The organism is Enterococcus sp. C50, assembly GCF_040887505.1.
Classification (GTDB): domain Bacteria; phylum Bacillota; class Bacilli; order Lactobacillales; family Enterococcaceae; genus Enterococcus_B; species Enterococcus_B thailandicus.
On record NZ_JBFOFW010000008.1, the window covers coordinates 90,039 to 116,260 of the forward strand.

Annotated in this window: 23 protein-coding genes; 20 read left to right on the top strand and 3 right to left on the bottom strand. The window is 37.3% G+C overall.

Annotated elements, in window-relative coordinates:
- Nucleotides 1-90 precede the first annotated feature (90 nt).
- From ylqF to AB3I20_RS10640, 10 genes are all read left to right on the top strand, one after another.
- Nucleotides 91-951 (top strand): ribosome biogenesis GTPase YlqF, encoded by an 861-nt coding sequence (gene ylqF, locus AB3I20_RS10595; protein WP_067484988.1) that lies wholly within the window; start codon nucleotides 91-93, stop codon nucleotides 949-951.
- The gene (locus AB3I20_RS10600) at nucleotides 944-1,708 is read left to right on the top strand and encodes a ribonuclease HII (protein ID WP_067484993.1); all 765 of its coding nucleotides are present in this window, start codon (nucleotides 944-946) and stop codon (nucleotides 1,706-1,708) included. The genes ylqF and AB3I20_RS10600 overlap by 8 nt, the downstream gene beginning before the upstream one ends.
- 59 nt (nucleotides 1,709-1,767) lie before the next feature.
- Nucleotides 1,768-2,625, top strand: a complete 858-nt coding sequence (dprA, locus tag AB3I20_RS10605) for a DNA-processing protein DprA (protein ID WP_071869356.1) — start codon at nucleotides 1,768-1,770, stop codon at nucleotides 2,623-2,625.
- 129 nt (nucleotides 2,626-2,754) lie between these two features.
- Nucleotides 2,755-4,833 (top strand): type I DNA topoisomerase, encoded by a 2,079-nt coding sequence (gene topA, locus AB3I20_RS10610; protein WP_067484998.1) that lies wholly within the window; start codon nucleotides 2,755-2,757, stop codon nucleotides 4,831-4,833.
- Between the two features lie 18 nt (nucleotides 4,834-4,851).
- Nucleotides 4,852-6,174: an FADH(2)-oxidizing methylenetetrahydrofolate--tRNA-(uracil(54)-C(5))-methyltransferase TrmFO gene (trmFO, locus tag AB3I20_RS10615; protein WP_368027296.1), complete on the top strand. Its 1,323-nt coding sequence runs from the start codon at nucleotides 4,852-4,854 to the stop codon at nucleotides 6,172-6,174.
- A gap of 235 nt (nucleotides 6,175-6,409) precedes the next feature.
- Nucleotides 6,410-7,309: a tyrosine recombinase XerC gene (gene xerC, locus AB3I20_RS10620; protein WP_067485004.1), complete on the top strand. Its 900-nt coding sequence runs from the start codon at nucleotides 6,410-6,412 to the stop codon at nucleotides 7,307-7,309.
- Nucleotides 7,310-7,341: 32 nt separating this feature from the next.
- On the top strand, nucleotides 7,342-7,890 hold the full coding sequence (hslV, locus tag AB3I20_RS10625) for an HslVU peptidase proteolytic subunit (RefSeq protein WP_067485006.1): 549 nt from the start codon (nucleotides 7,342-7,344) through the stop codon (nucleotides 7,888-7,890).
- A gap of 12 nt (nucleotides 7,891-7,902) precedes the next feature.
- Nucleotides 7,903-9,300, top strand: coding sequence for an ATP-dependent protease ATPase subunit HslU (gene hslU, locus AB3I20_RS10630; protein ID WP_067485008.1), 1,398 nt, complete (start codon nucleotides 7,903-7,905; stop codon nucleotides 9,298-9,300).
- Nucleotides 9,301-9,316: 16 nt separating this feature from the next.
- On the top strand, nucleotides 9,317-10,108 hold the full coding sequence (gene codY, locus AB3I20_RS10635) for a GTP-sensing pleiotropic transcriptional regulator CodY (RefSeq protein ID WP_067485011.1): 792 nt from the start codon (nucleotides 9,317-9,319) through the stop codon (nucleotides 10,106-10,108).
- A 62-nt stretch (nucleotides 10,109-10,170) separates the two neighbouring features.
- A complete protein-coding gene (locus tag AB3I20_RS10640; protein WP_071869353.1) occupies nucleotides 10,171-11,046 on the top strand; it encodes an aldose 1-epimerase family protein in 876 nt (291 codons plus the stop codon).
- A 55-nt stretch (nucleotides 11,047-11,101) separates the two neighbouring features.
- On the opposite strand, the gene plsY is transcribed toward AB3I20_RS10640, so the two are convergent.
- Nucleotides 11,102-11,737 (bottom strand): glycerol-3-phosphate 1-O-acyltransferase PlsY, encoded by a 636-nt coding sequence (plsY, locus tag AB3I20_RS10645; RefSeq protein WP_067485017.1) that lies wholly within the window; start codon nucleotides 11,735-11,737, stop codon nucleotides 11,102-11,104.
- Between the two features lie 94 nt (nucleotides 11,738-11,831).
- On the opposite strand from plsY, the gene AB3I20_RS10650 reads away from it, so the two are divergent.
- From AB3I20_RS10650 to AB3I20_RS10680, 7 genes are all read left to right on the top strand, one after another.
- Nucleotides 11,832-12,260 carry a CoA-binding protein gene (locus AB3I20_RS10650; RefSeq protein ID WP_368027297.1) on the top strand — a complete coding sequence of 143 codons (429 nt, stop codon included), beginning with the start codon at nucleotides 11,832-11,834 and terminating at the stop codon, nucleotides 12,258-12,260.
- Between the two features lie 184 nt (nucleotides 12,261-12,444).
- Nucleotides 12,445-14,490, top strand: a complete 2,046-nt coding sequence (gene parE / locus AB3I20_RS10655) for a DNA topoisomerase IV subunit B (protein WP_368027298.1) — start codon at nucleotides 12,445-12,447, stop codon at nucleotides 14,488-14,490.
- An 11-nt stretch (nucleotides 14,491-14,501) separates the two neighbouring features.
- On the top strand, nucleotides 14,502-16,949 hold the full coding sequence (gene parC / locus AB3I20_RS10660; protein ID WP_067485026.1) for a DNA topoisomerase IV subunit A: 2,448 nt from the start codon (nucleotides 14,502-14,504) through the stop codon (nucleotides 16,947-16,949).
- Between the two features lie 278 nt (nucleotides 16,950-17,227).
- Nucleotides 17,228-19,456 (top strand): formate C-acetyltransferase, encoded by a 2,229-nt coding sequence (gene pflB / locus AB3I20_RS10665; RefSeq protein WP_067485029.1) that lies wholly within the window; start codon nucleotides 17,228-17,230, stop codon nucleotides 19,454-19,456.
- An 81-nt stretch (nucleotides 19,457-19,537) separates the two neighbouring features.
- Entirely contained in the window at nucleotides 19,538-20,299 is a 762-nt protein-coding gene (pflA, locus tag AB3I20_RS10670) for a pyruvate formate-lyase-activating protein (RefSeq protein ID WP_368027299.1), read from the top strand.
- Between the two features lie 86 nt (nucleotides 20,300-20,385).
- Nucleotides 20,386-21,312, top strand: a complete 927-nt coding sequence (locus AB3I20_RS10675) for a manganese-dependent inorganic pyrophosphatase (protein WP_086271049.1) — start codon at nucleotides 20,386-20,388, stop codon at nucleotides 21,310-21,312.
- A 90-nt stretch (nucleotides 21,313-21,402) separates the two neighbouring features.
- Nucleotides 21,403-22,269 (top strand): DUF1803 domain-containing protein, encoded by an 867-nt coding sequence (locus tag AB3I20_RS10680; RefSeq protein WP_368027300.1) that lies wholly within the window; start codon nucleotides 21,403-21,405, stop codon nucleotides 22,267-22,269.
- A gap of 37 nt (nucleotides 22,270-22,306) precedes the next feature.
- Here the strand turns inward: AB3I20_RS10680 and AB3I20_RS10685 are convergent, their stop codons facing one another.
- Entirely contained in the window at nucleotides 22,307-22,921 is a 615-nt protein-coding gene (locus AB3I20_RS10685) for a hypothetical protein (protein WP_067485039.1), read from the bottom strand.
- Between the two features lie 159 nt (nucleotides 22,922-23,080).
- Complete coding sequence (locus AB3I20_RS10690; protein WP_067485041.1) at nucleotides 23,081-23,623, bottom strand: DUF2179 domain-containing protein; 543 nt, start codon at nucleotides 23,621-23,623, stop codon at nucleotides 23,081-23,083.
- 137 nt (nucleotides 23,624-23,760) lie between these two features.
- Between AB3I20_RS10690 and AB3I20_RS10695 the strand changes: the two genes are divergently transcribed.
- From AB3I20_RS10695 to AB3I20_RS10705, 3 genes are all read left to right on the top strand, one after another.
- Nucleotides 23,761-24,159: a hypothetical protein gene (locus AB3I20_RS10695; RefSeq protein ID WP_067485042.1), complete on the top strand. Its 399-nt coding sequence runs from the start codon at nucleotides 23,761-23,763 to the stop codon at nucleotides 24,157-24,159.
- A complete protein-coding gene (locus AB3I20_RS10700; protein WP_368027301.1) occupies nucleotides 24,156-24,932 on the top strand; it encodes an alpha/beta fold hydrolase in 777 nt (258 codons plus the stop codon). The genes AB3I20_RS10695 and AB3I20_RS10700 overlap by 4 nt, the downstream gene beginning before the upstream one ends.
- A gap of 273 nt (nucleotides 24,933-25,205) precedes the next feature.
- A complete protein-coding gene (locus tag AB3I20_RS10705) occupies nucleotides 25,206-26,153 on the top strand; it encodes a LacI family DNA-binding transcriptional regulator (RefSeq protein ID WP_067485049.1) in 948 nt (315 codons plus the stop codon).
- Nucleotides 26,154-26,222: the final 69 nt, after the last annotated feature.

Consider the following 26,222-nt stretch of genomic DNA (forward strand, 5'->3'; position numbering starts at 1 on the left):
AGTGATCAAACTGTGAACAACAGAATGAAAAAGCACATTCTATTTGAGTTCCAATCAGTGAGATTGATATATCAAGGAGGAAACACAACTATGACCATTCAATGGTTCCCGGGACACATGGCGAAAGCTCGTCGTGAAGTTTCTGAAAAAATGAAATACGTTGACATCGTTTTTGAGTTAGTGGATGCGCGTTTACCGTTGTCATCAAGAAACCCGATGCTCGATCAAATTATTCAACAAAAACCACGTATCGTTTTATTAAATAAAGCTGATTTGGCTGATCCACAACAAACAAAGCAGTGGCAAGAATATTTCAAAAAACAAGGTCACGCTGCATTAGCAATCAATGCACAAGAAAACAAGGGCGTGAAGGGACTGATTCCGACCGCCAAAGAAGTGTTAAAAGAAAAAAGAGCAAGAGATGCTGCTCGAGGATTGAAACCCCGTGCAATTCGAGCAATGGTTTTAGGAATCCCTAACGTTGGAAAATCGACATTAATGAATCGCTTAGTTGGAAAAAAAATTGCACAAACAGGGAATAAACCTGGAGTGACGAAAGGGCAACAATGGTTACGTCATGGAACGGAACTAGAATTATTAGATACACCAGGAATTCTTTGGCCTAAGTTTGAAGATGAAGAGATTGGGAAAAAGCTGGCATTGACTGGTGCAATCAAAGATCAATTACTTCACTTAGATGATTTGGCCATCTATGGCTTGGACTTCTTTGCCCGTTATTACCCAGGAAGAATTCAAGAACGTTACCATTTAACAGAAGAGCAGGAGCAGGGTCTTGCGCCAGAAATTTTGATGGCGGTCACGGCTAAAAGAGGCTTCAGAGATGATTACGCTCGTGGAAGTGAACTAGTTGTGTTTGAAATCAGAGATGGCAGATTAGGTCGCTACACGTTAGATCGCTGTGAAGAAATGGGGCAAGAAGTGAATGAGTGAGTCGATTCAAGCCATTAAGGAAAAATTAACAACAATCACTTCCTTGACTGATCCTTCACTTGAATATTTGAAGCAAGATCCGCGAAAAGGGGTACAACAAGCACTCAACTCTTTAGCAAAGCGGCTTGAAAAAGAGGCTAAAATCAAAGAAAAGTATCAAGAAATGTTTGTTTTTGAAAAACAAGGATATGCCAATGGTCATCAATGGATTGCTGGCATTGACGAAGTTGGTCGTGGACCATTAGCTGGCCCTGTCGTTGCAGCAGCAGTTGTCTTATCGAAAGATGAAGAAATTCTTGGCTTAAATGACTCTAAGCAGCTATCTGAGAAAAAACGTGAATTACTTTATCAGGAAATTCAAGAGAAAGCTTTGGCTATTGGAATCGGGATTGTTGACGAAAAAGTGATCGATGAAGTAAACATTTATGAGGCAAGCAAGTTGGCAATGATTCAAGCAGTTGAAAAATTAACTGTCCAGCCAACCTACTTGTTGATTGATGCGATGAAATTAGATTTGCCCATTCAACAAGAAAAACTAATCAAGGGAGATGCACGCTCTGTTTCGATTGCTGCAGCGAGCATCATTGCTAAAGTTTATCGCGATCGTTTAATGGCAGATTATGACCAATTGTATCCAGGCTATGGATTTGGTCACAATGCGGGCTATGGAACAAAAGAACACTTGATTGGTATGGAAAAACAAGGAATTACACCAATTCATCGTCGGACATTTGCTCCAGTCAAAAAATATTTATAAAAATTTAAACACACCTTTTGCGTATCTTATTAAAAAGAAAGCAAGAGGTGATTTTTTTTATGGAAAAAATAAAAGAATATTTATTACGTTTGACTTACGCAAAAGGGATTAGTAGCCAGGGAAAGTGGCAAATACTTCAGTACTTATTGGCAAATCCAGAAGTACGCTTAACAATAGAAGAGATTTGTAAGATTGCCTCTATTACGATTCATCGTGAACTGTTTCGACAAAGCTGGTTGGAGGTCGAAAATCACTGGGAAACAATCAAACAAAACCAACAGTATATTACTTGTTTGGACCCATGCTATCCCTCACAATTATTAAATTTGACATATCCTCCCATTCTATTATTTTATCGAGGGGACCTATCGTTATTGACGTATAAAATGGTGAGCGTTGTTGGAGGAAGACGATCGTCAGTTCTTGCAAAGAAAACAGTTCTTCAGCTCTTACGTCCAGTGATTGCTGAGGGTTATGTGATTGTGAGTGGCTGTGCCAAGGGAATTGATACATATAGTCACTGTGCGGCAATTAAAGAAGGTGGACGAACGATTGCTGTTGTTGGAACAGGCTTGGAAAAATTTTATCCAAGAGAAAATGAACAACTACAAAGGAAAATTGCTGAGGAGCATTTGCTGTTAAGTGAATATCCGCCAGAAGCAGGACCAAGGAGACACCGCTTTCCGATGAGAAATCGAATCATTGCTGCCTTATCACTGGGTACTTGTGTAATCGAAGCAAGGAAAAAGAGTGGCTCACTAATAACAGCACAGCAAGCATTAGATTTAGGCAAGGCTGTTTTTGCCGTCCCTGGAAATGTTTTAACAGAACACTCTGAAGGCTGTCATCACCTCATTCAAGATGGGGCAATTTGTACGATTTCAGGACAGGATATTTTAGCAGAATTGAAAGAATAACATCACATTTCCCATTTGCTTTCCTTGACAAACGATTTCTGAATGGATATGATTAGCTACGATTTGTAGGAAACCTCTAGTATAAGTATATATAGTAGGAACTCGACAATGAAAGGAGTCCATTCAAGAATGGCATATAAATATTTAGTGATTGTAGAATCACCAGCAAAGGCCAAAACAATTGAAAAATATTTGGGCCGAAATTATAAAGTAATGGCAAGTGTAGGCCATATTCGTGATTTACCAAAAAGTAAAATGGGAATTGATGTCGAAAATAATTATGAACCTCATTATATTTCTATCCGAGGAAAAGGCGATGTTATTAAAAGTTTAAAATCTGCGGCTAAAAAAGCGCAGAAAGTTTATCTCGCAAGTGACCCGGATAGAGAAGGAGAAGCGATTGCTTGGCATCTAGCCTATTTATTAGGATTAGATCTTGAAGACAAAAATCGTGTTGTTTTCAATGAAATCACTAAAGATGCTGTGAAAGCTGCGTTTAAAGAACCTCGTTCAATCGATGTGGATTTAGTTGATGCACAACAAGCACGCCGCGCATTAGACCGATTAGTTGGCTATTCGATTAGTCCAATCCTTTGGCGTAAAGTGAAAAAAGGATTAAGTGCAGGACGCGTTCAATCTATTGCTTTAAAAATTATCATTGATCGTGAGCAAGAAATCCGCGAATTTATTCCAGAAGAATACTGGAGTATCGATGGAAACTTTAAAAAGGCACGTAAGAAATTCAAAGCAAACTTCTGGGGAATCGATGGCAAGAAGAAAAAATTACCAGATGCAGAAGCTGTGAAAGAAGTCACTGCTAGAATTGATGGCCAAGACTTTGAAGTGAAAAAAGTTGAAAAGAAAGAACGTAAAAGAAATCCAGCCAATCCATTTACTACGAGTAGTTTACAACAAGAGGCTGCACGTAAATTAAATTTCCGCACAAGAAAAACAATGATGGTTGCACAACAACTATATGAAGGAATCGCATTGGGAAAACAAGGAACAGTTGGTTTGATTACCTACATGCGTACCGACTCAACGCGGATTGCTGACACAGCCAAAGCAGAAGCAGCTTCATTTATCCAAGAAACATATGGTGATGAATTCTCTGCTCACGGAAATAAAAAGGTAAAAAATGCTCAAGGCGCACAAGATGCCCATGAAGCAGTAAGACCAACTAGTGTTTTGCGCACACCTGATGAAATCAAACAATATTTAGATAAAGACCAATTAAAATTATATACATTGATCTGGTCACGTTTTGTTGCCAGTCAAATGACACCAGCGATTTTAGATACAATGAAAGTTACTCTAGACCAAAACGGTGTCATCTTTATTGCCAATGGTTCAAAGGTCAAGTTCAAAGGATTCATGCAAGTTTATGTTGAAGGTCGCGATGATGGTAAAGAAGACAAAGAAAACATCTTGCCTGAATTAATTGAGGGAGACATTGTTCAATCTGTGGACATCGAACCCAAACAACACTTTACGCAACCACCAGCAAGATTTAGTGAAGCAACGCTTATTCGAGCATTAGAAGAAAACGGTGTGGGTCGTCCATCAACTTATGCGCCAACATTGGATACGATCCAACGCCGCTACTATGTCAAACTGACACAAAAACGTTTCGAACCAACGGAGCTAGGAGAAATCGTTAACTCATTAATTGTTGAATTCTTCCCTCAAATCGTTGATATCCATTTCACAGCGGAAATGGAAAATGACTTGGATAAAGTGGAAGAAGGAAAAGAAGCTTGGGTCCAAGTAGTTGATCGTTTCTATAAACCTTTTGAAAAAGAATTAAGTAATGCAGAAGAAAAAATGGAAAAAATTCAAATCAAAGATGAACCAGCTGGATTTGATTGCGATGTCTGTGGGCATCCAATGGTGATTAAATTAGGAAAATATGGTAAATTTTACGCATGTAGTAATTTTCCAGAATGTCGTAATACCAAACCAATCGTGAAAGAAATCGGTGTTACTTGTCCCGTATGTCATGAAGGCCAAGTGATTGAACGTAAATCCAAGAAAAACAGAATTTTTTATGGTTGTTCTCGTTTCCCAGATTGCGAATTTACTTCTTGGGATAAACCAGTGGGCAGAAATTGTCCGAAATGTGATCAATATTTGGTTGAGAAGAAAGTTAAAGGTGGCAAACAGGTTGTCTGTGTAAATGGCGACTATGAAGAAGATGTTCAAAAATAATCGAAAAGAGGTTTTTACTTGAAAACTGTAAATGTAATTGGTGCCGGCCTTGCCGGAAGTGAAGCAGCTTGGCAAATTGCACAAGCTGGAGTTCCTGTTCGTCTATATGAAATGCGTCCAGTTAAATCGACGGAAGCACATCATACTGAAAATTTTGCGGAATTAGTCTGTTCTAATTCTTTAAGAGGAAATAGTTTAGCAAATGCTGTTGGCCTATTGAAAGAAGAAATGCGTCGCTTGAATTCCGTAGTGATTACTTCGGCTGACGAAACAGCTGTTCCTGCTGGTGGCGCATTGGCAGTTGACCGAGATTCATTTTCAGAAACGATTACTCGAAAAGTGAAAGAGCATCCACTAGTAACGGTTATCAATGAAGAAATAACCAAAATACCAGAAGGCATTACTGTTATCGCAACCGGGCCGTTAACTTCTCATCCATTAGCAGAAGCAATCAAAGAATTTAATGGTTCAGATGGTTTTTATTTTTATGATGCTGCTGCACCAATTATTGATAAATCAACGATTGACATGGACAAAGTATATTTGAAATCACGTTATGATAAAGGTGAGGCAGCTTACTTGAACTGTCCAATGACAGAAGAAGAATTTACTGCGTTCCATGATGCGTTGGTTCATGCAGAAGTCGCAGAATTAAAAGCATTTGAAAAAGAAAAATATTTTGAAGGTTGTATGCCAATTGAAGTAATGGCACAACGTGGATTTAAAACGATGCTATTTGGTCCAATGAAGCCAGTTGGACTAGAAGATCCCAAAACGGGCAAACGCCCTTATGCTGTCATTCAATTGCGCCAAGATAATGCAGCTGCTTCTCTTTATAATATTGTTGGCTTCCAAACTCACTTAAAATGGGGCGAGCAAAAGCGAGTATTCCGCATGATTCCTGGTTTAGAAAATGCTGACTTTGTACGTTATGGTGTCATGCATCGTAATAGTTTTATGAATTCACCAGAATTATTGAAACCAACTTACCAATCAGCGAAGCGCGAAGATTTATTTTTTGCAGGTCAAATGACTGGTGTTGAAGGGTACGTGGAAAGTGCAGCTAGTGGGTTGTTAGCTGGAATCAATGCTGCACGACTTGCAAAAGAAGAAGAGCTTGTTGTCTTCCCACAAGAAACAGTGATTGGAAGTATGGCGTACTATATCACGCATGCCGAAGGAAAACATTTCCAACCAATGAATGCAAACTACGGGTTGTTCCCAGAACTACCTGAACGAATTCGTGATAAAAAATCACGTTATGAAGCATTAGCAAACCGAGCATTAGCAGCTAATGAAAAAGTGATTGCAGAATTAGCTTCGCTTATTCCTGCAAAATAAACAAAAAAACGAAGCGACTTAGTAAGTTATGATTGAGCTATTCATAATTTACTAAGTTTTTTGTCGCGTAAAATGAATGCTTCACTGAAAAATTAGCGAGAAAAATGAAAACAAAACGAAAAATTGTGCGAATTGTGAACAAACTTAGAAATATTGATTAAATTCTGACAATTTATTTGTTTTTTTATAAGGGCTATGCTAAATTTATTTCTGGGATTGTAAGGAAGGTGAAAAAATGGCAGAACAAAGCTGGGAAGAAAAGTTTCTACGCTATTTGATTGTTGAACGAGGATACTCGGATAAGACGCGTCAAGCATACAAGGAAGATATTGATGACTTCAAAGATTTTCTAAAAGAATCTGGTGAGGAAAATTTGTTGAGTATTGATCACTTAGATGTGAGAGTCTATTTAGGTTTTTTATCAGATAAAGAATACAGTAGAAACACAATTAGCAGAAAAATTGCCAGTTTGCGTTCATTTTATCAATATCTTTTAAAAGAAGAACTGATCGAGGAAAATCCTTTTTCTTATGTCCATTTAAAGAAAAAAAATATTCGGTTACCGCGCTTTTTTTATGAAAATGAAATGCAGGCTTTGTTTGAAAGCGTTGCTGGGGATAAACCGTTGGACTTCAGAGATCGAGCAGTACTAGAAGTTTTATATGGTTCTGGTATCCGTTTAAGTGAATGTAGTGGGTTAAAGGTTAAGGACATCGACTTTCAAGCAGAGGTAATGTTGATTCATGGAAAAGGAAACAAAGAAAGATATGCGCCACTGGGATCCTTTGCTCAAGAAGCTTTACAAGAATATTTTGAAAAAAGTCGTTCGTTCTTGATGAATAAATACCATAAAGAGCACGATTTTGTTTTTGTTAACCACCATGGTGATCCAATTACACCAACTGGAATCGAATATATACTAAATCAGATAATCAAGAAAAGTAGTCTAGATAGTGATATTCATCCTCATATGTTGCGTCATACGTTTGCAACGCATTTATTGAACAATGGTGCAGATATGCGGACAGTTCAAGAATTATTAGGGCATGCGAATTTGTCTACAACTCAGATTTATGCCCATGTGACGAAAGAAAGTTTACAAAAAAACTATCGCTCTTTTCATCCACGAGCGTAGCAAGGATATTATTTTATTAGGAGGGTCTACAAATGGTAGAATCACAATTTCATTCAACCACGATTTGTGCAGTTGAAAAAGACGGAAAATTTGCAATGGCTGGAGACGGTCAAGTAACAATGGGAGAATCTGTTGTTATGAAAGGAACAGCTCGCAAAGTTCGCAGAATTTATAATGACGAAGTTGTTGTTGGTTTTGCTGGAAGCGTAGCAGATGCCTTTACTTTGGAAGAAAAATTTGAAGGTAAACTGAATGAATATAATGGCAATCTACAACGTGCGGCTGTTGAGTTAGCACAAGAATGGCGAACACAACAATCCATGCAGAAATTAGAAGCAATGTTGATTGTTATGAATGATAAGGAAATGCTGTTAGTTTCTGGAACAGGTGAAGTGATTACACCAGATGATGGTATTTTAGCCATTGGTTCTGGCGGAAACTTTGCGTTAGCCGCTGCACGTGCAATGAAAAATTATGCACAAAATGAGATGAGTGCAAAAGAGATTGCTGAAAATGCGTTGAACATCGCAGCGGATATTTGTATCTTCACAAACCATAATATCATTGTAGAAGAATTATAAGAGGTGATTAGAATGAATGAATTAAGACAAACACCAAGACAAATCGTGAGTGAGTTGGATCAATACATCGTGGGACAAGAAGCAGCTAAAAAATCTGTGGCTGTCGCTTTACGAAACCGCTACCGTAGACTCCAGTTAGATGAAAAAATGCAACAAGATATTACACCTAAAAATATGCTGATGATTGGGCCAACAGGGGTTGGGAAAACAGAAATTGCTCGTCGACTTGCAAAAATCGTCAATGCGCCATTCATCAAAGTGGAAGCAACTAAATTTACAGAAGTTGGTTACGTTGGCCGAGATGTAGAATCAATGGTTCGTGACTTGGTCGAAAACGCGATTCAAATTGTTGAGAAAGAACAATACAGTCGTGTGTATACAAAAGCCAAGAAAAATGCTGAAAAACGGTTAGTGAAAGTTTTAGTACCTGGTATCAAGAAGGAACAAAAACAATCAACAAACCAATTTGAACAAATGATGAACATGTTCAATGCCTCTGCACAACAGGCTGAACCACAAGAAGAAATCACCGAAGACATTCGAGTTAATCGTCGCACCGTCTTGGAACAATTGGAAAAAGGCTTGCTGGATACGCGTGAAGTGACAATCGAAGTGGAAGAACAAAAGAAGTCCGCGCCAATGATGAACAATGGCTTGGAACAAATGGGCATTGATTTGAATGAGACATTAGGCGCGTTAACACCGACTAAAAAAGTAGAAAGAACAGTCACAGTAAAAGAAGCACGCGAAATTTTAATTCGTGAAGAATCTGCTAAACTTGTGAAAGATGCAGATATTCATAGCGAAGCAATCAAATTGGCTGAGTCAAGTGGTATTATTTTTATCGATGAAATCGATAAAGTGACTTCAAAATCACAACAGTCTGGTGAAGTTTCTCGAGAAGGTGTACAACGCGACATTTTACCAATTGTTGAAGGCTCACAAGTCAACACGAAATATGGTACGTTACAAACAGATCATATTTTATTTATTGCTTCAGGTGCCTTTCATTTATCCAAACCAAGTGATTTGATTCCAGAATTACAAGGACGCTTCCCGATTCGCGTCGAATTAGATGATTTGTCAGCGGAAGATTTTGTGAAAATTTTGACAGAACCTAATAATGCATTGATCAAACAATATATTGCATTGATTGAAACGGAGAATGTTTCCGTTACGTTTACTAAGGAAGCAATCGAACGAATCGCGCAAATTGCTTTTGATGTGAATCGCGACACGGATAACATCGGTGCACGCCGTTTACACACAATCTTGGAAAAATTATTAGAAGATTTATTATTTGAGGCACCAGATATGCAGATGGGTGAGATTACGATTACAGAAGCATATGTCAATGACAAATTGGTTTCAATTGCACAAAATGAAGATCTAAGCCGCTATATACTTTAAGAATCGGAGGACGACTATGACGGATTTGCTAACGAAAACCCGAAAGATCAACAAACTTTTACAACAAAAAAATACCTTTGATATGGATGCTGATTTACCGTATGACAAAATGGCAGTGACACTAGGTGGAGTGTTGGACAGTAATACGTATATCATTGGTAGCGATGGCGTGCTACTTGGTTATAATGAACGTCATGATGTGAATAATGAACGTGTGAAAACTATGTTCGTTGAAAAACAATTTCCACTTTCTTACACAGATACCGTAGATCAACTAGTTAAGACAGAAGCAAATATTCCAATCACTAGTGAAATTACAGCTTTTCCAGTAGAGTCAAGAGAAAAATATCCATTTGGCTTAACGACAGTCGTACCGATTTTTGGTGCGGGAGAACGTTTAGGAACAATTATTTTGTCACGAATGGAACAAGCATTTACTGACGATGATTTAGTTTTAGCGGAATATGGGGCAACAGTTGTAGGAATGCAAATTCTTTACCAACAGTCACGTAGCATTGAAGAAGATGTGCGAAGTGCCACAGCTGTGCAAATGGCAATCAATACTCTTTCTTACAGTGAATTAAAAGCAGTTCAAGCAATTTTCCATGCGCTTGATGGCGACGAAGGTCGTTTGACGGCGTCAAATATTGCCGATGAAATCGGAATTACTCGTTCCGTGATCGTTAATGCTTTGCGCAAATTGGAGTCTGCAGGTATCATTGAATCACGTTCTTTGGGAATGAAAGGAACCTACTTAAAAGTCCTTAATTCACGTTTTAAAGAAGAATTAGCAAAACATAGCTACTAAACGGAATCTTATTTTTCAGTTCACTGAGGGCAGTAGCAATTTCAAAAAATGGGGGAGTCACAATGACCGTAATTATTCAAAATGATCAGCTTATTGCTAAAATAGCTGAACATGGAGCAGAACTAATTAGCTTACAATCAAAAGAGCATAATCTTGAATATATTTGGCAAGGGGATCCAGAATTTTGGGGACGTCATGCACCGGTTCTTTTCCCATTTGTTGGTCGTTTGAAAAATGACGAATACATGTATCAAGGGAAAACGTATTCGATGGGGCAACATGGTTTTGCAAGAGATATGGATTTTGAAGTTATTGAGCAAGGACCAGAGCAAGCAAGTTTTCTGTTGAAAAGTACACCAGAAACGAAAAAAAATTATCCGTTTGACTTCGAGTTAGTCATCACGTATGAATTAGGTGGCGACGGAATAACTGTTCATTACCAAGTGGAAAATGTTGGAGAAGAAGAAATGTATTTTTCAATTGGTGGGCATCCAGCGTTTAATGTACCATTGGAAGAAGGCTTGTCGTTTGATGATTTTTATTTGGCCTTCTCGCCAAGAAAATCAAGATTACGTTTACCATTGGCAGGACCTTATATCGATTTAGATCAACGAACATTGGGGCAAACAAATACGAACTTGGCATTAGATCGTGAGTTGTTTGACCAAGATGCACTTGTTTTTGAAACGAAAGGACTAAATGCCTATTCGATTCGTAGTGAAAAATCACGCCACAGTGTGACATTAAGCTATAAAGATATGCCTTACGTTGGTATTTGGTCACCTTATCCAAAAGAAGCGCCGTTTGTTTGTATCGAACCTTGGTGTGGGATTGCGGATACGGTGAATAGTAATGGAAGTCTGATGGAAAAAGTGGGAATCAATCAATTAGGTGCTCATGAAATTTTCCAAACAAAATACTCAATCACCGTGAAATAAACAAAAAAGTGAGCTACGACAAATGTCGCAGTTCACTTTTTTTGAGAAAGAAAAATTATTTTTTTTTGCTGCTATTTAAACCAAAAGGAATTCGACTTTCAGTTTTGTTTTTGATACGTTGAATGTTTTCTTTGTGACGAAGAAAAATAAAAGATGACACTAAGAAAGCAATGATAGTTAACAGCCAATTATGTTCAGGTAAAATAACCGGTGCAATATACGGTAAGAAAATCGTTGATAAAGTAATCAACACAGCACTGATCATACTGCTTAAGCTTACCATGCTGGTGAAGTAAAGACTTACGACAAAAATTGTTGCAGAGTAGACGAAGAAAATGGGACTGAAACCTAGGAGCATGCCGGCGCTGGTTGCGACTGCTTTTCCGCCTTTGAATTTTGCAAAAATCGGAAAAGTATGACCGAGGATTGCACAGACCCCAAACCAAAGTGGATTGATTGTCGTGATGTGAAAAATAATTGGCAGACAAGTTGCCAGTGTTCCTTTTAAGATGTCCATTAGTAAGACAACGATTCCTGCTTTTTTGCCTAATACACGAAAGGTATTGGTCGTTCCAGTGTTTCCACTACCATATGCACGAATGTCTTTGTTGAAAAAGATTTTTCCAATCCAGACGCCGGAAGGAATAGAACCCAAAAGATATGCTACAATAAGTAATAAGATCAATTTCATTTTTTTACCTCTTTCAAGTTGAAAACTAATGTTTATTTTAGCATGAATGAGTAGTAGGAACAATCGAAATTCACGAATGAAAGGAATGAGTAGGATGGCAGTTGAAAATCCAACCCAAGAAACAATTTTTGATTATTTAAAGTCAGCAAAAAATATTGCTGTTGTCGGTTTGAGTAATAAACCAGAACGAACAAGTTACCAAATCGCGAAGTTATTACAAGAAAAAGGATATCAAATTTTTCCTGTGAATCCAATTTTGGCTGGACAAGAAGTACTAGGTGAAAAAGTTTATGGTCATCTGACAGAGATTACAGAACCAATTGATATTGTTAATATTTTTCGACGTGGTGAATTTTTACCTGAAGTAGCACAGGACTTTTTGCAAACAGATGCAAAAGTTTTTTGGGCACAATTAGGAATTGAAAATGAAGAGGCAGCAAAATTATTACAAGCTGCCGGTCGAAAAGATATCGTGATGAATCGTTGTATAAAAATTGAACTAGCTAAAATGGACGATAACTAGTCTGAGCAAGTGCAACGACCAAATAAATAAAGTTTTAATGTGCGAAAGGTGTTAATTAAAAGCAGGTTGGGTGACTGTTTCTCTTGATTTTTTCCCAACCTCTTTTTTTTCGCAGTTTTTTTTAGTATGATTAGTTCGATGCGGTCTTTTAAATTCCGCAAGTATTATTGAAGGAGCGTTTGCCTTGGCAAAAAAAGTAATCAATGAATATAATGATGCTTCTATCCAAGTTCTTGAGGGATTGGAAGCAGTTAGAAAACGACCAGGGATGTATATCGGTTCCACTGATAGCCGAGGCTTACATCATTTAGTGTATGAAATTGTTGATAATGCAGTCGATGAAGCTTTATCAGGCTATGGAAATGAAATTGATGTAGTGATACATAAAGATAACAGTATCACTGTAGTAGATAGCGGTCGCGGAATGCCAGTTGGAATGCATGCTTCAGGAATTCCAACGGTTGAAGTGATTTTTACAGTGCTACATGCTGGAGGAAAGTTTGGTCAAGGAGGTTATAAGACCTCTGGTGGACTGCATGGTGTCGGTGCCAGTGTGGTAAATGCCTTATCAAAATGGTTGACTGTAACTATTGTTCGTGATGGTGTTGAATACCAACAAAAATTTGTAGACGGTGGTAAGCCACAGGGGACATTAAAAAAACTTGGTAAAACAAAAAAAGCAAATGGAACCACGGTTCATTTCTTACCGGATGATACGATCTTTTCAACAGTGAAATTTTCATATGAGATATTATCAGAGCGTTTGCGCGAGTCCGCTTTTCTTTTGAAAGGCGTTCGAATTACGTTAAGTGATCTTCGCGGTGAAGAAGAGGTTACAGAAGTTTTTCATTATGAAGAAGGAATCAAAGAATTTGTCGAATACTTGAATGAAGAAAAAGATACATTGACACCTGTTGTCTATTTTTCTGGTGAAAAAGACGGTATCGAAGTGGAAGTTTCTTATCAATACAATGATGGCTATTCGGAGAATATTTTGTCTTTTGTTAATAATGTACGGACGAAAGATGGCGGTACGCATGAAGCAGGAATGAAAACAGCGATGACGAAAGCTTATAATGAGTACGCTCGTAAAGTTGGACTTTTGAAAGAGCGAGATAAGAACTTAGAAGGTAGCGATTTTCGTGAAGGCTTAGCGGCGGTTTTATCAATTCGTGTACCAGAAAACTTATTACAGTTTGAAGGTCAAACCAAGGAAAAATTGGGTACGCCAGTTGCTCGAACAGTCGTTGATAATGTCATTGGCGAACAAATGGGCTTTTATTTACAAGAAAACAGTGAAATGAGCCAAATGTTGGTCAGAAAAGCAGTGAAGGCTCGTGAAGCGCGAGAAGCTGCACGTAAAGCGCGAGAAGAAAGCCGTAATGGTAAAAAACGCAAAAAAGGCGAATCTTTGTTATCAGGTAAATTGACCCCTGCACAATCGCGTAATCCTAAAAAGAATGAGCTTTATCTAGTCGAAGGAGACTCTGCTGGTGGATCTGCCAAGCAAGGACGAGATCGTAAATTCCAAGCAATTTTGCCACTTCGAGGAAAAGTAATCAATACAGAAAAAGCGAAATTGCAAGACATTTTGAAAAATGAAGAAATCAACACCATGATTTATACGATTGGTGCAGGCGTAGGACCAGAATTTTCTGTTGAAGATTGTAACTACGACAAGATCATTATCATGACCGATGCAGATACGGATGGTGCGCATATCCAAGTGCTATTGTTAACTTTCTTCTATCGCTATATGAAACCATTAATTGAAGCCGGAAAGATCTATATTGCTTTACCACCTTTATACAAAGTTTCAAAAGGCCAAGGGAAGAAGCAAGTGGTTGAATATGCTTGGACAGATGAAGAATTAGCTGCAGAAATCAAAAAAGTTGGGAAAGGTTATTCATTGCAACGGTATAAAGGGTTAGGTGAAATGAATGCCGACCAATTATGGGAAACAACGATGGATCCAACTTCACGGACATTAATTCGTGTTCGAATTGATGATGCGGCACAAGCAGAACGACGTGTGACGACATTAATGGGGGATAAAGTTGAACCTCGGAGAAAATGGATTGAAAGCCACGTCCAATTTACAATGGAAGAAGACGGTAGTATTTTAGAAAAAAAAGAAGACACTGAAATGACAGCTTCAACTTCAAGCGAACGATTAGATGAAGAGCATGAAGAGATTGAAAAGCCAATTCAGTTGTTTGATGTAGAATAGGAGGTCACCTGATGGAAAATCGACAAGAAATCCAAGAATTAACCTTAGAAGAAGTAATGGGTGACCGATTTGGACGTTATTCAAAATATATTATTCAAGAGCGTGCCTTACCCGACATTCGTGACGGGTTAAAGCCAGTCCAACGTCGGATTTTATATGCAATGAACAAAGATGGAAATACCTATGATAAAGGATTCCGTAAATCTGCGAAATCAGTCGGAAATATCATGGGTAACTATCACCCACATGGAGACAGTAGTATCTATGAAGCAATGGTTCGGATGAGCCAGGACTGGAAGCTTCGAGAAGTGCTGATTGAAATGCACGGGAATAATGGTAGTATGGACGGCGATCCTCCAGCGGCAATGCGTTATACAGAAGCGCGTCTGTCTAAACTAAGTGGTGAAATGTTAGCGGATATTGAAAAAGATACGGTTGATATGGTTTGGAACTTTGATGATACTGAAAAAGAACCAACTGTTTTACCCGCTAGATATCCGAATTTATTGGTGAATGGTTCAACTGGTATCTCAGCAGGGTATGCGACCGAGATACCAACGCATAATTTAGGAGAAGTCATTGATGGAACTATCTATCTGATTGACCACCCTAATGCAAGTTTAGATAAACTAATGGAGTTTATCCCAGGACCTGATTTTCCAACAGGAGGAATCTTGCAGGGAAAAGATGAAATCAAAAAAGCTTTTGAAACCGGACGGGGAAAAGTGATTCTACGTTCTAAAACCAAAATTGAAGCAATCAAAGGAAGCAAAGAACAAATTGTCATTTCAGAAATTCCTTACGAAGTGAATAAAGCAACCCTTGTGAAAAAAATTGATGAAGTGCGTTTAAATAAAAAAGTAGATGGAATTGCTGAAGTTCGTGATGAGAGTGATCGAACAGGTTTGCAAATTGTTGTGGAATTAAAAAAAGATGCAAACGCACAAGGGATCCTAAATTACTTATTTAAAAACACGGAACTACAAATCAACTACAACTTTAATATGGTAGCCATTGATCATATGACACCACATCAAGTTGGGCTAAGAGATATCTTAAGCAGTTATATCGGACATAGAAAAGATGTCATTACGAAACGTAGCCAGTATGATTTGGCAAAGGCACAAAAACGTCAACACATTGTGGAAGGCTTGATGAAAGCATTATCGATTTTAGATCAAGTGATTACGACAATTCGTGAAAGTAAAGATAAACGTGATGCAAAGAAAAACTTAGTGGATGTTTTTCAGTTTACTGAAGAACAAGCAGAAGCAATCGTGATGCTGCAACTTTACCGTTTAACAAACACCGATATTACTGATCTTCAAAAAGAATCTGAACAATTGATTGCGCAAATTACGGAACTAAATAAAATTCTTTCAGATGACAAAGAGCTGTTTTCATTGATGAAAAAAGAATTACGTGAAGTGAAGAAAAATTATGCAACGAAACGTATTACAAAAATCGAAGATGAAATCGAAGAAATAAAAATTGATACGAAAGTGTTGGTTGCGCAAGAAGACGTAGTCGTTAGCGTAACGCGTGAAGGTTATGTGAAACGAAGCAGCTTGCGTTCTTATAGTGCTTCGAAGCCAGAAGAGATTGGTATGCGTGAAGGCGATTATCTTTTGTATACTGGTGAATTAAGTACATTAGATCATGTCTTGTTTGTGACGAACAAAGCGAATGTGATCTATCGTCCAGTCCATGAGTTACCAGATCTAAAATGGAAGGAAGTTGGTGAGCACATTTCACAAACGATTTTGAATTTATCAATGGATGAATCAATTATCGCAGTGTTCCCATATACGAAAATACAACCAGAACAAACCTTTATCTTTATTAGTAAAAATGGCATGATCAAACAGACTAGAATGACTGAGTTTGAACCATGGCGTACGTATAAGAGTCGTCCGCTCAGCTCAATGAAACTAAAAGATGAGGACGAGTTGGTAGCTGTTTATTTGGAAGAAGGACAAGCGGATTTAGACGTCTTTCTAGTTACGCATCAAGGGATTGGCTTACGGTATCCGCTAGTTGAAGTACCAGTCGTCGGTGCAAAAGCAGCAGGAGTGAAGGCAATCAATCTGAAAGATGATGACACAGTCATCAATGGCTTATTAGTTTTTGCTGAAGGCGATACACCAATCGTAATCGTCACACAAAGAGGAGCCGTCAAACGAATGCTTGCACAAGAAATCTCGCAAACATCACGTGCAAAACGTGGGGTGCAAGTTTTAAGAGAACTAAAGAAAAACCCTCACCGAGTTATTTATATGTCTGAAGGAACAAGTCGTGAGCTAACAATCGTGAATCAAAAGGGCAAACAAGTGGAATTTAATCCAACTGATTTTCCAATTGGTGATCGTACGTCGAATGGTTCATTTGTGTTGGACGAAAAGCAAGGCGGAGAGATTATTGCTGTACTTGAAGCACCCGTCCCAAAAATCGAAGAATAACTGTATCATTTTTTCTTGAAGGAGCACGAACTGTAGTAGTACAGTTCGTGCTCCTTTTTTCATTTGTAATATCGAAGAAATCTTACTTTTTTATTAAAAGATGAAAGTGTTCACAATGCCTAATGCTTGGTATTAAAGCATTGTTTAAAGATACATCAATTAAAATCTAAAAATTGTTAAAGAAAAAACAAGAAAACCCTTGCAAAGATGACGCTCTGTGTTATACTAATCACGTAAAAACTGTTACATAAAACAGAAACTTTTAGGAGGTCCATACAATGGAGCAATGGAATGGATTTAAAGGAAAAACCTGGAAAGAAGAAGTAAACGTTAGAGATTTTATCCAAGAAAACTATACCCCTTATGACGGTAATGACGAATTTTTAGCTGGCCCAACAGAAGCAACAACAAAACTTTGGGATCAAGTAATGGAATTGAACACACAAGAGCGTGAAGCTGGTGGCGTATTAGATATGGATACTAAAGTTGTATCTACAATTACTTCACATGGTCCAGGCTACTTGAACAAAGATTTGGAAACGGTTGTTGGATTCCAAACAGAAAAACCATTCAAACGCAGCTTACAACCATTTGGTGGAATCAGAATGTCTGAACAAGCAGCTGAAGCTTACGGATTTGAAATTGATTCAGAAGTTTCTCACATTTTCCGTGACTATCGTAAAACACATAACCAAGGCGTTTTCGACGCATACACACCAGAAATTCGTGCAGCACGTCGTTCAGGTGTTATCACTGGTCTTCCAGATGCTTATGGACGTGGACGTATCATTGGTGACTATCGTCGAGTAGCACTTTATGGTGTAGATTATTTGATTAAAGAAAAACAAGTTGATTTATCTAACTGTGGTATTGGTATCATGTCAGATGATATTATTCGTCAACGTGAAGAATTGAACGAACAAATTCGTGCGTTAAGCGAATTGAAAGAACTCGGCAATATCTACGGATTCGATATTTCAGAACCTGCTACAAATGCAAAAGAAGCTTTCCAATGGTTATACCTTGGATATTTAGCAGCAATCAAAGAACAAAATGGTGCGGCAATGTCATTAGGACGCACATCAACATTCTTAGACATCTATGTAGAACGTGATTTACAAAATGGCGTTATCACTGAAGAAGAAGCACAAGAAATCGTTGACCATTTCGTTATGAAACTACGTCTTGTAAAATTTGCTCGTACACCGGATTACAACGCTTTGTTCTCAGGGGACCCAACTTGGGTTACAGAATCAATCGCTGGTATGGGTGAAGACGGACGCCACATGGTAACTAAAAATAGTTTCCGTTTCTTACACACATTATCAAACTTAGGACCAGCTCCAGAACCAAACTTAACTGTTCTATGGTCAACTCGTTTACCACATAACTTTAAAACTTTCTGTGCTAAAATGAGTATCCAAACATCAGCTATCCAATACGAAAATGACGATGTTATGCGTAAACATTGGGGCGATGACTACGGAATTGCTTGTTGTGTATCAGCTATGCGAATCGGTAAACAAATGCAATTCTTTGGAGCTCGTGCAAACTTAGCGAAAACATTGTTATACGCAATCAACGGCGGGGTTGACGAAAAATCAAAAGCACAAGTTGGACCTAAATATCAACCAATTACTTCAGAAGTTCTTGATTACAATGAAGTAATGGAAAAATACGACGTTATGATGGACTGGATTACTGAATTATATGTAAATACATTGAATATCATTCACTATATGCATGATAAATATTCATACGAACGTATTGAAATGGCTTTACAAGATACAGACATCTTGCGTACAATGGCAACTGGTATTGCTGGATTCTCAGTAGCAGTTGACTCATTATCAGCAATCAAATATGCAACTGTTCGTACAGTTCGCGATGAAAATGGAATTGTTGAAGATTACGAAATTGAAGGCGACTACCCTAAATATGGTAACAATGATGATCGTGTAGATGAAATTGCTATTCAATTATTAAAAACATTCATGACAAAAGTTAAACGTAACAAAACTTATCGTGATTCAACACCAACAACGTCAATTCTTACAATCACTTCAAATGTTGTGTATGGTAAGAAAACTGGTAATACACCTGATGGCCGTCGCGCAGGCGAACCATTTGCACCAGGTGCTAACCCAATGCATGGTCGCGATACACACGGAGCATTAGCAAGCTTGTCTTCAGTAGCAAAATTACCATATGAATATTCATTAGATGGTATTTCAAATACATTCTCAATCGTACCTAAAGCTTTAGGTCGCGACGAAGAAACGCAAGAAGAAAACTTGGCAACAATGCTTGATGGTTATGCGAAGAAAATGGGTCACCACTTGAATATCAACGTGTTCAACCGTGACACTTTATTGGATGCCCAAGAACATCCAGAAAAATATCCTCAATTAACTATCCGTGTTTCTGGATATGCAGTAAACTTCATTAAGTTAACACGCGAACAACAAAACGATGTAATTGCACGTACAATGCACGAATCAATGTAACAAAAGTCAAGGAGGCGGATGGACTGATTCAGTCGATTCGCCTTTTTTTACTCGAAAAGTCATTATTAGGAGGACACGTCTATGACAACACCTGTAACAGGTTTTATTCACTCAACTGAAAGTTTTGGGTCCGTTGATGGCCCTGGTATCCGTTTTATCGCATTTATGCAAGGATGTCGGATGCGTTGTCAATTTTGTCATAATCCAGATACTTGGAATATTGGCGGTGGTGTTGAACGTACAACAGACGATGTGTTAAATGAAGCACTTGCTTACCGAGAATTTTGGGGAGATAAAGGTGGTATTACCATTAGTGGTGGTGAGCCATTACTGCAATTAGATTTTTTAATCGATCTTTTCAAAAAAGCAAAAGATCAAGGGGTTCATACAACGATTGATACCTGTGGCAAACCATTCTCCCGCGAAGAACCGTTTTTCAGTAAATTTGAAGAACTAATGGAATACACGGATTTGTTATTATTTGATATCAAACATATCGATAACGATCAACATAAGATTTTGACAGCAAATGGGAACCAAAACATTTTGGAAATGGCAAAATATTTGTCAGAAATCGGTAAACCAGTTTGGATTAGACACGTCCTTGTTCCTGAACGTAGTGACTACGATGAGTATCTGATTCGGTTAGATGAGTTTATTAAAACGTTGAACAATGTTGATAAGGTGGAGATTCTTCCTTACCACACTATGGGTCGATATAAATGGGAAACATTAGGCTTGAAATACCCACTGGATGGAATTGAACCACCAACGAAAGAGCGTGTAGAAAACGCAAAACAACTACTGCATACAGAAGATTACCAAGAATATTTAACTAGATAGTTTTGAAACGGAAAAGGAAGTTAGTATTGCTCTTTTCCGTTTTTTTGCTATTATTAAATAGGAGAAAGAACAAAGGAGCGAATGACATGTCAAAAATTTTAGTTTTTGGACACCAAAATCCAGATACCGATGCAATTGGAGCGGCGATTGCATTCTCACATTTACAAAATGAATTAGGCAAACAAACAGAAGCTGTAGCATTAGGAACGCCTAATGAAGAAACACAGTTTGCCTTGGAATCATTTGGTTTAGCGGCACCTCGCGTAGTAGAGTCAGCGAAAGCAGAAGATGCAGCTGTCATGTTGGTTGACCATAATGAATTTCAACAAAGTATTTCAGATATTGCTGAGGTAACGATTTTATCAGTAGTTGATCATCATCGTATCGCAAATTTTGAAACAGCTAATCCTTTATACTACCGTGCAGAGCCAGTAGGTTGCACAAGTACAATCGTTTTAAAAATGTACAAAGAAAATCAAGTAAGCATTCCAAAAGAAATAGCAGGAATCATGCTTTCTGCTATTGTTTCTGATACATTGCTATTCAAATCACCAACTTCTACACCAGAAGACGAAAAAGCAGCGCAAGAACTTGCAGAAATCGCAGAAGTGGATCTAAATGTTTATGGTTTAGAAATGCTAAAAGCTGGTACAAAATTAAGTGATAAATCAGCTGCAACTTTGCTTGATTTAGACGCAAAAAGTTTTCCAATGGGTGACAAAAACGTCCGCATTGCCCAAGTCAACACGGTTGATTTGAATGAAGTAATGGATCGTCAAACTGAGTTAGAAGCAGCAATGGCTGAAGAAATGACTACAAATGATTATGATTTGTTTGTCTTAGTCGTAACAAATATTTTAGATAGCGACTCAGAATTATTAGTTGCTGGAGATGACAAAGAAAAAGTTGAAGCAGCATTCCAAACAAAATTAACAAACAATCGTGCATTTTTAAAAGGTGTTGTTTCTCGTAAAAAACAAGTTGTTCCTCAATTAACAGAAGTTTTTAGTTAATTTACTGATCTAGCTGAGTCGAGTGTAAACTACGACTCAGCTTTTTTTATCACGAATAAAAGATAAAATTTAAATGGAATGAGGGAGCAAATGAATTATTTTTATTCACCAAAAAATAAAGTTTATCAAAAATTGGTGGCTGATCCGCTGTTCTCACCAGTTATTACTTATTTAAATGAACAGCCTGAGCCGGTCATTTTGAGAGAATTAAAAAAAGTATTTCCTCAGCGAAAGTTTGAACACTTTTTGGATCAACTAATTGAAGCTGGACTAATTCTGCGTGAGGAAAGAAGGTATAAGTTAAACTTTCCCATCTTTACAGAAAATGAAGCTAGCTATCAAGAAATCATAGCTAATCAAGTACAACGATTAAGTGAACAGTTGTCTAAATTTTCCCAAGTGGAACAACAATTCATCGTGGGAGAAACACTTTGGTCCACTTGTTTTGAAGAAGACAATCAGGCTTTTTATGGTTATGAGGGAAAAGGGGAAACGACACGAAAAACAATTGCCGGAAATGAAGACTATCAATTTGTTTCGATTTCTACTACAGAAAATTTTCCAGTAACATTGGCTAATTATTTCTTCGTTCAAAAAAATAAACCTACGCAGTTCCCCGATTTCTTTTCATTAGCAACTTTGCTGGGAGATGTGAATGAATCCTATTATTTTGATCAAGTAGAAGTGATTATTGAGCGCGTTCGATTAAATAAATTTAAAAATCGTCGTCCAAATATTTTTTTGGAATCCTTAATCCAAACGAAGACAATTCAAGCAGAACCAACGTTTGAATTACTGTTACCAGTTCTTGAGAGTAAAAAAGAGTTGACTGCCATCCAGTTTGCTGAGATTGTTGATTTAACAGAATCGGAACTTGCTTTTGTTAACAGAAGAATTTACGAAGAAGTGAAAAAAACACTTGGTTTAACGGTGTATTCTTATATCAAAGCAAAATAAAAAAGACAGACAAACGTTCAATCGTTTGTCTGTCTTTTTACTTATAGGATTTGTTTCGTTGATATTGCCACATTAGAAATGCTAAACAAATCACAAATAAGAAATCAAAGCAATTACTTACATCTTGAATAATCGTTGTTTGAATTGTTGGTGCAAATGCCAGAAACAAAAAGGCAAAGAAATTATAACCAAAACAAATGAGTGAGACCCAGCAGAAAAAAGGACTTAATTTTAATTCTTTAAAAACCAATGCGAAGAAAAAGAAAGAAAAAATTGCTAAGGTGACAACCAAGCCATTTAAAATGAAAAAGAACAGCGAATTTTGATTAAAGGTGTACAGTAACACAGCTAAAAAGGAAAACAATTTTAGTGCGATAAAAATAAAGGAAGCTTCTGCTAATGCTTCTGTTTTTTCTAGGTAGACGTAGCGTGAAAAAAAGATTGCAAACAGAAGCGATGATAAAGAAGACAAGATAAGTAAACCAGCGCTTTGGTCTAGCGTATTAAGCGTTGAGTAATCTAGTAAGAGCCATCCCAGCGCATGATTTGGTGCATCAGAAGTTGTAGAAAAGGTATGTAGTGCAAAGAATAGGATTGCCGAGAGTCCAAATAGTGAAGCTAATTGGAGATAAATCATTGTTTTTCGATTCATTCAACTTGTTCTCCGATACTGAAAATGATAGTTTGCATATATTATCATAACAAAACAATGAGCTTTTGTCGAGGTTTAGACAAAAATAAACCGGATCAAACAAGTAATATTGTCTGATCCGGTAGGAGAAAACACTTTTGATTTTTCAATTAGTAAAACTTAATTTTTCTGACGTTTCCGAACTTTTTTTGTCCAAAATCCACCAGAAATATATTTTGGTTCGTAGGAAATAATGAATGCACGTTCTTCAACTGTTTTAATCAAGTTATATAGTTCACGTTCACTTTTACGAGGGGAAAGAATTTCTAAAACTAAACGTTCACCTTCAAGCCCCATTGCAGAAGTCTGTGTAACACCATAGCCATTTTCTCGTAAAATTCGAGGAAGGTTTTTATCTTCCGAAGTATTCGTTGGTAAAATTGTTGTAACCATGATGTAGCCAAGCGCTAATTTATCTTCGATTAAGATGCCAACACTTATCCCCACAGCATAGCCCAGTGCGTAAACAAATAGATTTAAAGGATTATCTAAACGATCAAGGACCAGCGAAAGTCCCATAATATAAATGATTATTTCAACCATACTAACAAGTGGTGCAATTAAACGATACCCTTTCATTGTCAGCATAAATCGTAGGGTATTTAGCGTAATATACGCAAAATTGATAATAAAAATCATCAGTAACATTTTTGGATCAACCATCAAACCACTCCTTCTATATCTTTCTTCTCTACAATAGCAAAAAAAACAAAAATTGGGAAAAATTTAAAGTATCTTCATTTGAAATAAATTAAAAAATGATTATAATTATATTATAAAGACAGTGAGTAGGTGATGCAATGAAAAAAATCAATCAACTGATTTGTGTTAGCCATCTATTAAGTATGATCTTTAGTGTGTATTTAGCTGTTTATGCTGTTCAAGAAACGTTTGAGGTAGAAAATCTGTTCTTTCCGTTATCCATTATTGATTACTTCCTGATAAGTGTTATTTTCTTTTTAGTACTTTTTATTGGAAGTATGTTTGGTGGTGTAGCGAGTTTTCTTCGTTTTTCGATTTATCCGTTATTAACTCTGATCTTAGGAATAATCGGAATCGTTGCTCTTTTTTTATTTCCACAATGGTATTTAAGGCCAGCTTTACTGCTTTTTGGTAGTGTTAGTTTTTTTCAATTTTTAAGTAGTAGCTGGTTATTTTTTCAACATATAAATTTAATTAAGTTAGGTGACTCGAAATGAACCCAATCATGATGAAACGTAATGTGAAAGCAATTCCTGTATTAGAAATTGTTTTAGAGGAACTAAAACAGACAAAAATTCCAGTGGTCATTTATTATCACGGCTGGCAGACAAGTAAGGAATTAGTTTTGACACAAGGCAGAAAGATTGCTCAATATGGGATTCGAGTTATTTTGCCAGATGCAATGAATCATGGGGAGCGAAAACAACCGGTATCCTCCATTCCTTCATATACGTTTTGGAATAGTATTTATGGTAATTTATTTGAATTTGACACACTAATAGAACATCTTGATAAACGTGGACTTTTACATGAAAAAGTAGCTGTAGGTGGTGTTTCAATGGGAGGGATGACTACTTGTGCATTACTTAGTCAGCATCCTAAGCTAATTGCAGGAGCCTGTCTAATGGGTTCTCCTGCGCCCCTTGCTTATGGACAAGGAATTCAAGCCCGTGCAAAAGAATTCGGCTTTCGTTTACCTAAGGACTATTTTGAATTGATTTCTTGGGTAGAAAGATATGATTTATCTTTAAGCCCTGAACGTTTAGCAGGAAGACCTTTGTTTTTCTGGCATGGAAAGGAAGATGAAAAAATTCCTTTCAAGCAAACCGCTGATTTCGTGAAGGCGAATCAATGGACCAAAGCGGGACGACAAATTATTTTTCATCCTTCAGAAAAGCAAGGTCATTTAGTTGAAATTCCATTGATGGAAGAAGCTGCTGAATTTTTTTACAAGTGTTTGATTAAAGAAAATCATGAAGGAAAGATGTAAGAGAATAGTATTTAGTAGTGAAAATAGAATGAGGATTTTTGAATAAAGAGCTGACTTTTTTGAGCAAAGTACTTATCTCTAGAAAAATGAGGTTGGAAATTTCTTTGATTCCAATCTCTTTTTTTTTGACTTTTTTGTTTAATGATAGAAAAGATATGGAAACTTGACTATAAAATGAGATGAATTTCGGTATAATAGAAGTTGAAATAAATTGGTCTATGTCCTTCATCGTGAGCTGTATTCGCGAAATTTTTGTTAGAAAGAGGTAGAGCTATGACAACTCTAGCAGACGTAGCAAAATTAGCAAATGTTTCAAAGATGACTGTATCAAGGGTTATCAATCATCCTGAACAAGTCACTGATGAGCTGAAAGAACTGGTTTTTTCAGCGATGGCTGAATTGAACTATCGCCCTAATATTGCGGCAAAAGCACTTGTTTCTAATCGATCACAAGTAATCAAATTGTTTATTTTAGAAGAAATCGACACAACAGAACCGTACTATATGAACTTGCTGATGGGAATCGCGAATCGAATTGGTCGAGCACATTATTCATTACAGTTAGTGACAACGAGTGGCTTCGATGTGGGTGCTTGTGACGGCTACATCATTACAGGAATGCGTGAAAAAGATTTTGATTGGATTGCTCGTCTGGAGAAGCCGGTCGTTTTATTTGGAGAAAATGATTTTGGCTATGATTATGTAGATAGTGATAATCAATACGGCACAACGAAAGCAACTGAATATGCTCTATCACAAGGATATGAATCAGTGGTTTATATTGGAATGGATGTGGCAGAGCCTTTTGAACGTGCCCGAGAAGCAGGATACTTAGCCGTTATGAAGGAACAAAATTTGCCGACAAAAACCGTTCGTTTTCCCAATCATTCAACGAAGACGGAAGAATATATTGATACGCATTGGGATGAATTTGATAAGAATACTTGTTTTGTTTGTAGTTCAGATCGTTTAGCTTTGGGTGTTGTCCGTGGGATTATGAAAGCTGGCGGGAAACTTCCGGAAGAGTATGGGGTAATCGGCTTTGATGGCGTCTTTTTAGATCAGATTAGTTCTCCTAAGTTAACAACGGTGAAGCAAGATATTATTCGGATGGGAGAAGCTTGTGGTGAAATGCTGTTGAAAAAAATTGATGAAAAAGGGGCAAGTCAAGGGTATCGGCGATTTTTTCCAGAAGTTATTTTGCGTGAAACGACCAAATAATACAAGTTTTCTTTAAAAAGAGCGTATGATTTCTGAAATTTATCAGCGCATTATTACTGAAATGGTTGA

Bases quoted from the DNA above. Each gene is read 5' to 3' on its own strand.
- dprA (WP_071869356.1), top strand. From the start codon at position 1,768: ATGGAAAAAATAAAAGAATATTTATTACGTTTGACTTACGCAAAAGGG.
- AB3I20_RS10690 (WP_067485041.1), bottom strand. From the start codon at position 23,623: ATGGTTGATCCAAAAATGTTACTGATGATTTTTATTATCAATTTTGCG.
- plsY (WP_067485017.1), bottom strand. From the start codon at position 11,737: ATGAAATTGATCTTATTACTTATTGTAGCATATCTTTTGGGTTCTATT.
- AB3I20_RS10600 (WP_067484993.1), top strand. From the start codon at position 944: ATGAGTGAGTCGATTCAAGCCATTAAGGAAAAATTAACAACAATCACT.
- hslV (WP_067485006.1), top strand. From the start codon at position 7,342: ATGGTAGAATCACAATTTCATTCAACCACGATTTGTGCAGTTGAAAAA.
- AB3I20_RS10650 (WP_368027297.1), top strand. From the start codon at position 11,832: ATGGCAGTTGAAAATCCAACCCAAGAAACAATTTTTGATTATTTAAAG.
- AB3I20_RS10680 (WP_368027300.1), top strand. From the start codon at position 21,403: ATGAATTATTTTTATTCACCAAAAAATAAAGTTTATCAAAAATTGGTG.
- AB3I20_RS10640 (WP_071869353.1), top strand. From the start codon at position 10,171: ATGACCGTAATTATTCAAAATGATCAGCTTATTGCTAAAATAGCTGAA.
- codY (WP_067485011.1), top strand. From the start codon at position 9,317: ATGACGGATTTGCTAACGAAAACCCGAAAGATCAACAAACTTTTACAA.
- ylqF (WP_067484988.1), top strand. From the start codon at position 91: ATGACCATTCAATGGTTCCCGGGACACATGGCGAAAGCTCGTCGTGAA.
- pflA (WP_368027299.1), top strand. From the start codon at position 19,538: ATGACAACACCTGTAACAGGTTTTATTCACTCAACTGAAAGTTTTGGG.
- AB3I20_RS10675 (WP_086271049.1), top strand. From the start codon at position 20,386: ATGTCAAAAATTTTAGTTTTTGGACACCAAAATCCAGATACCGATGCA.
- AB3I20_RS10705 (WP_067485049.1), top strand. From the start codon at position 25,206: ATGACAACTCTAGCAGACGTAGCAAAATTAGCAAATGTTTCAAAGATG.
- topA (WP_067484998.1), top strand. From the start codon at position 2,755: ATGGCATATAAATATTTAGTGATTGTAGAATCACCAGCAAAGGCCAAA.
- pflB (WP_067485029.1), top strand. From the start codon at position 17,228: ATGGAGCAATGGAATGGATTTAAAGGAAAAACCTGGAAAGAAGAAGTA.
- parC (WP_067485026.1), top strand. From the start codon at position 14,502: ATGGAAAATCGACAAGAAATCCAAGAATTAACCTTAGAAGAAGTAATG.
- AB3I20_RS10700 (WP_368027301.1), top strand. From the start codon at position 24,156: ATGAACCCAATCATGATGAAACGTAATGTGAAAGCAATTCCTGTATTA.
- hslU (WP_067485008.1), top strand. From the start codon at position 7,903: ATGAATGAATTAAGACAAACACCAAGACAAATCGTGAGTGAGTTGGAT.
- xerC (WP_067485004.1), top strand. From the start codon at position 6,410: ATGGCAGAACAAAGCTGGGAAGAAAAGTTTCTACGCTATTTGATTGTT.
- AB3I20_RS10695 (WP_067485042.1), top strand. From the start codon at position 23,761: ATGAAAAAAATCAATCAACTGATTTGTGTTAGCCATCTATTAAGTATG.
- AB3I20_RS10685 (WP_067485039.1), bottom strand. From the start codon at position 22,921: ATGAATCGAAAAACAATGATTTATCTCCAATTAGCTTCACTATTTGGA.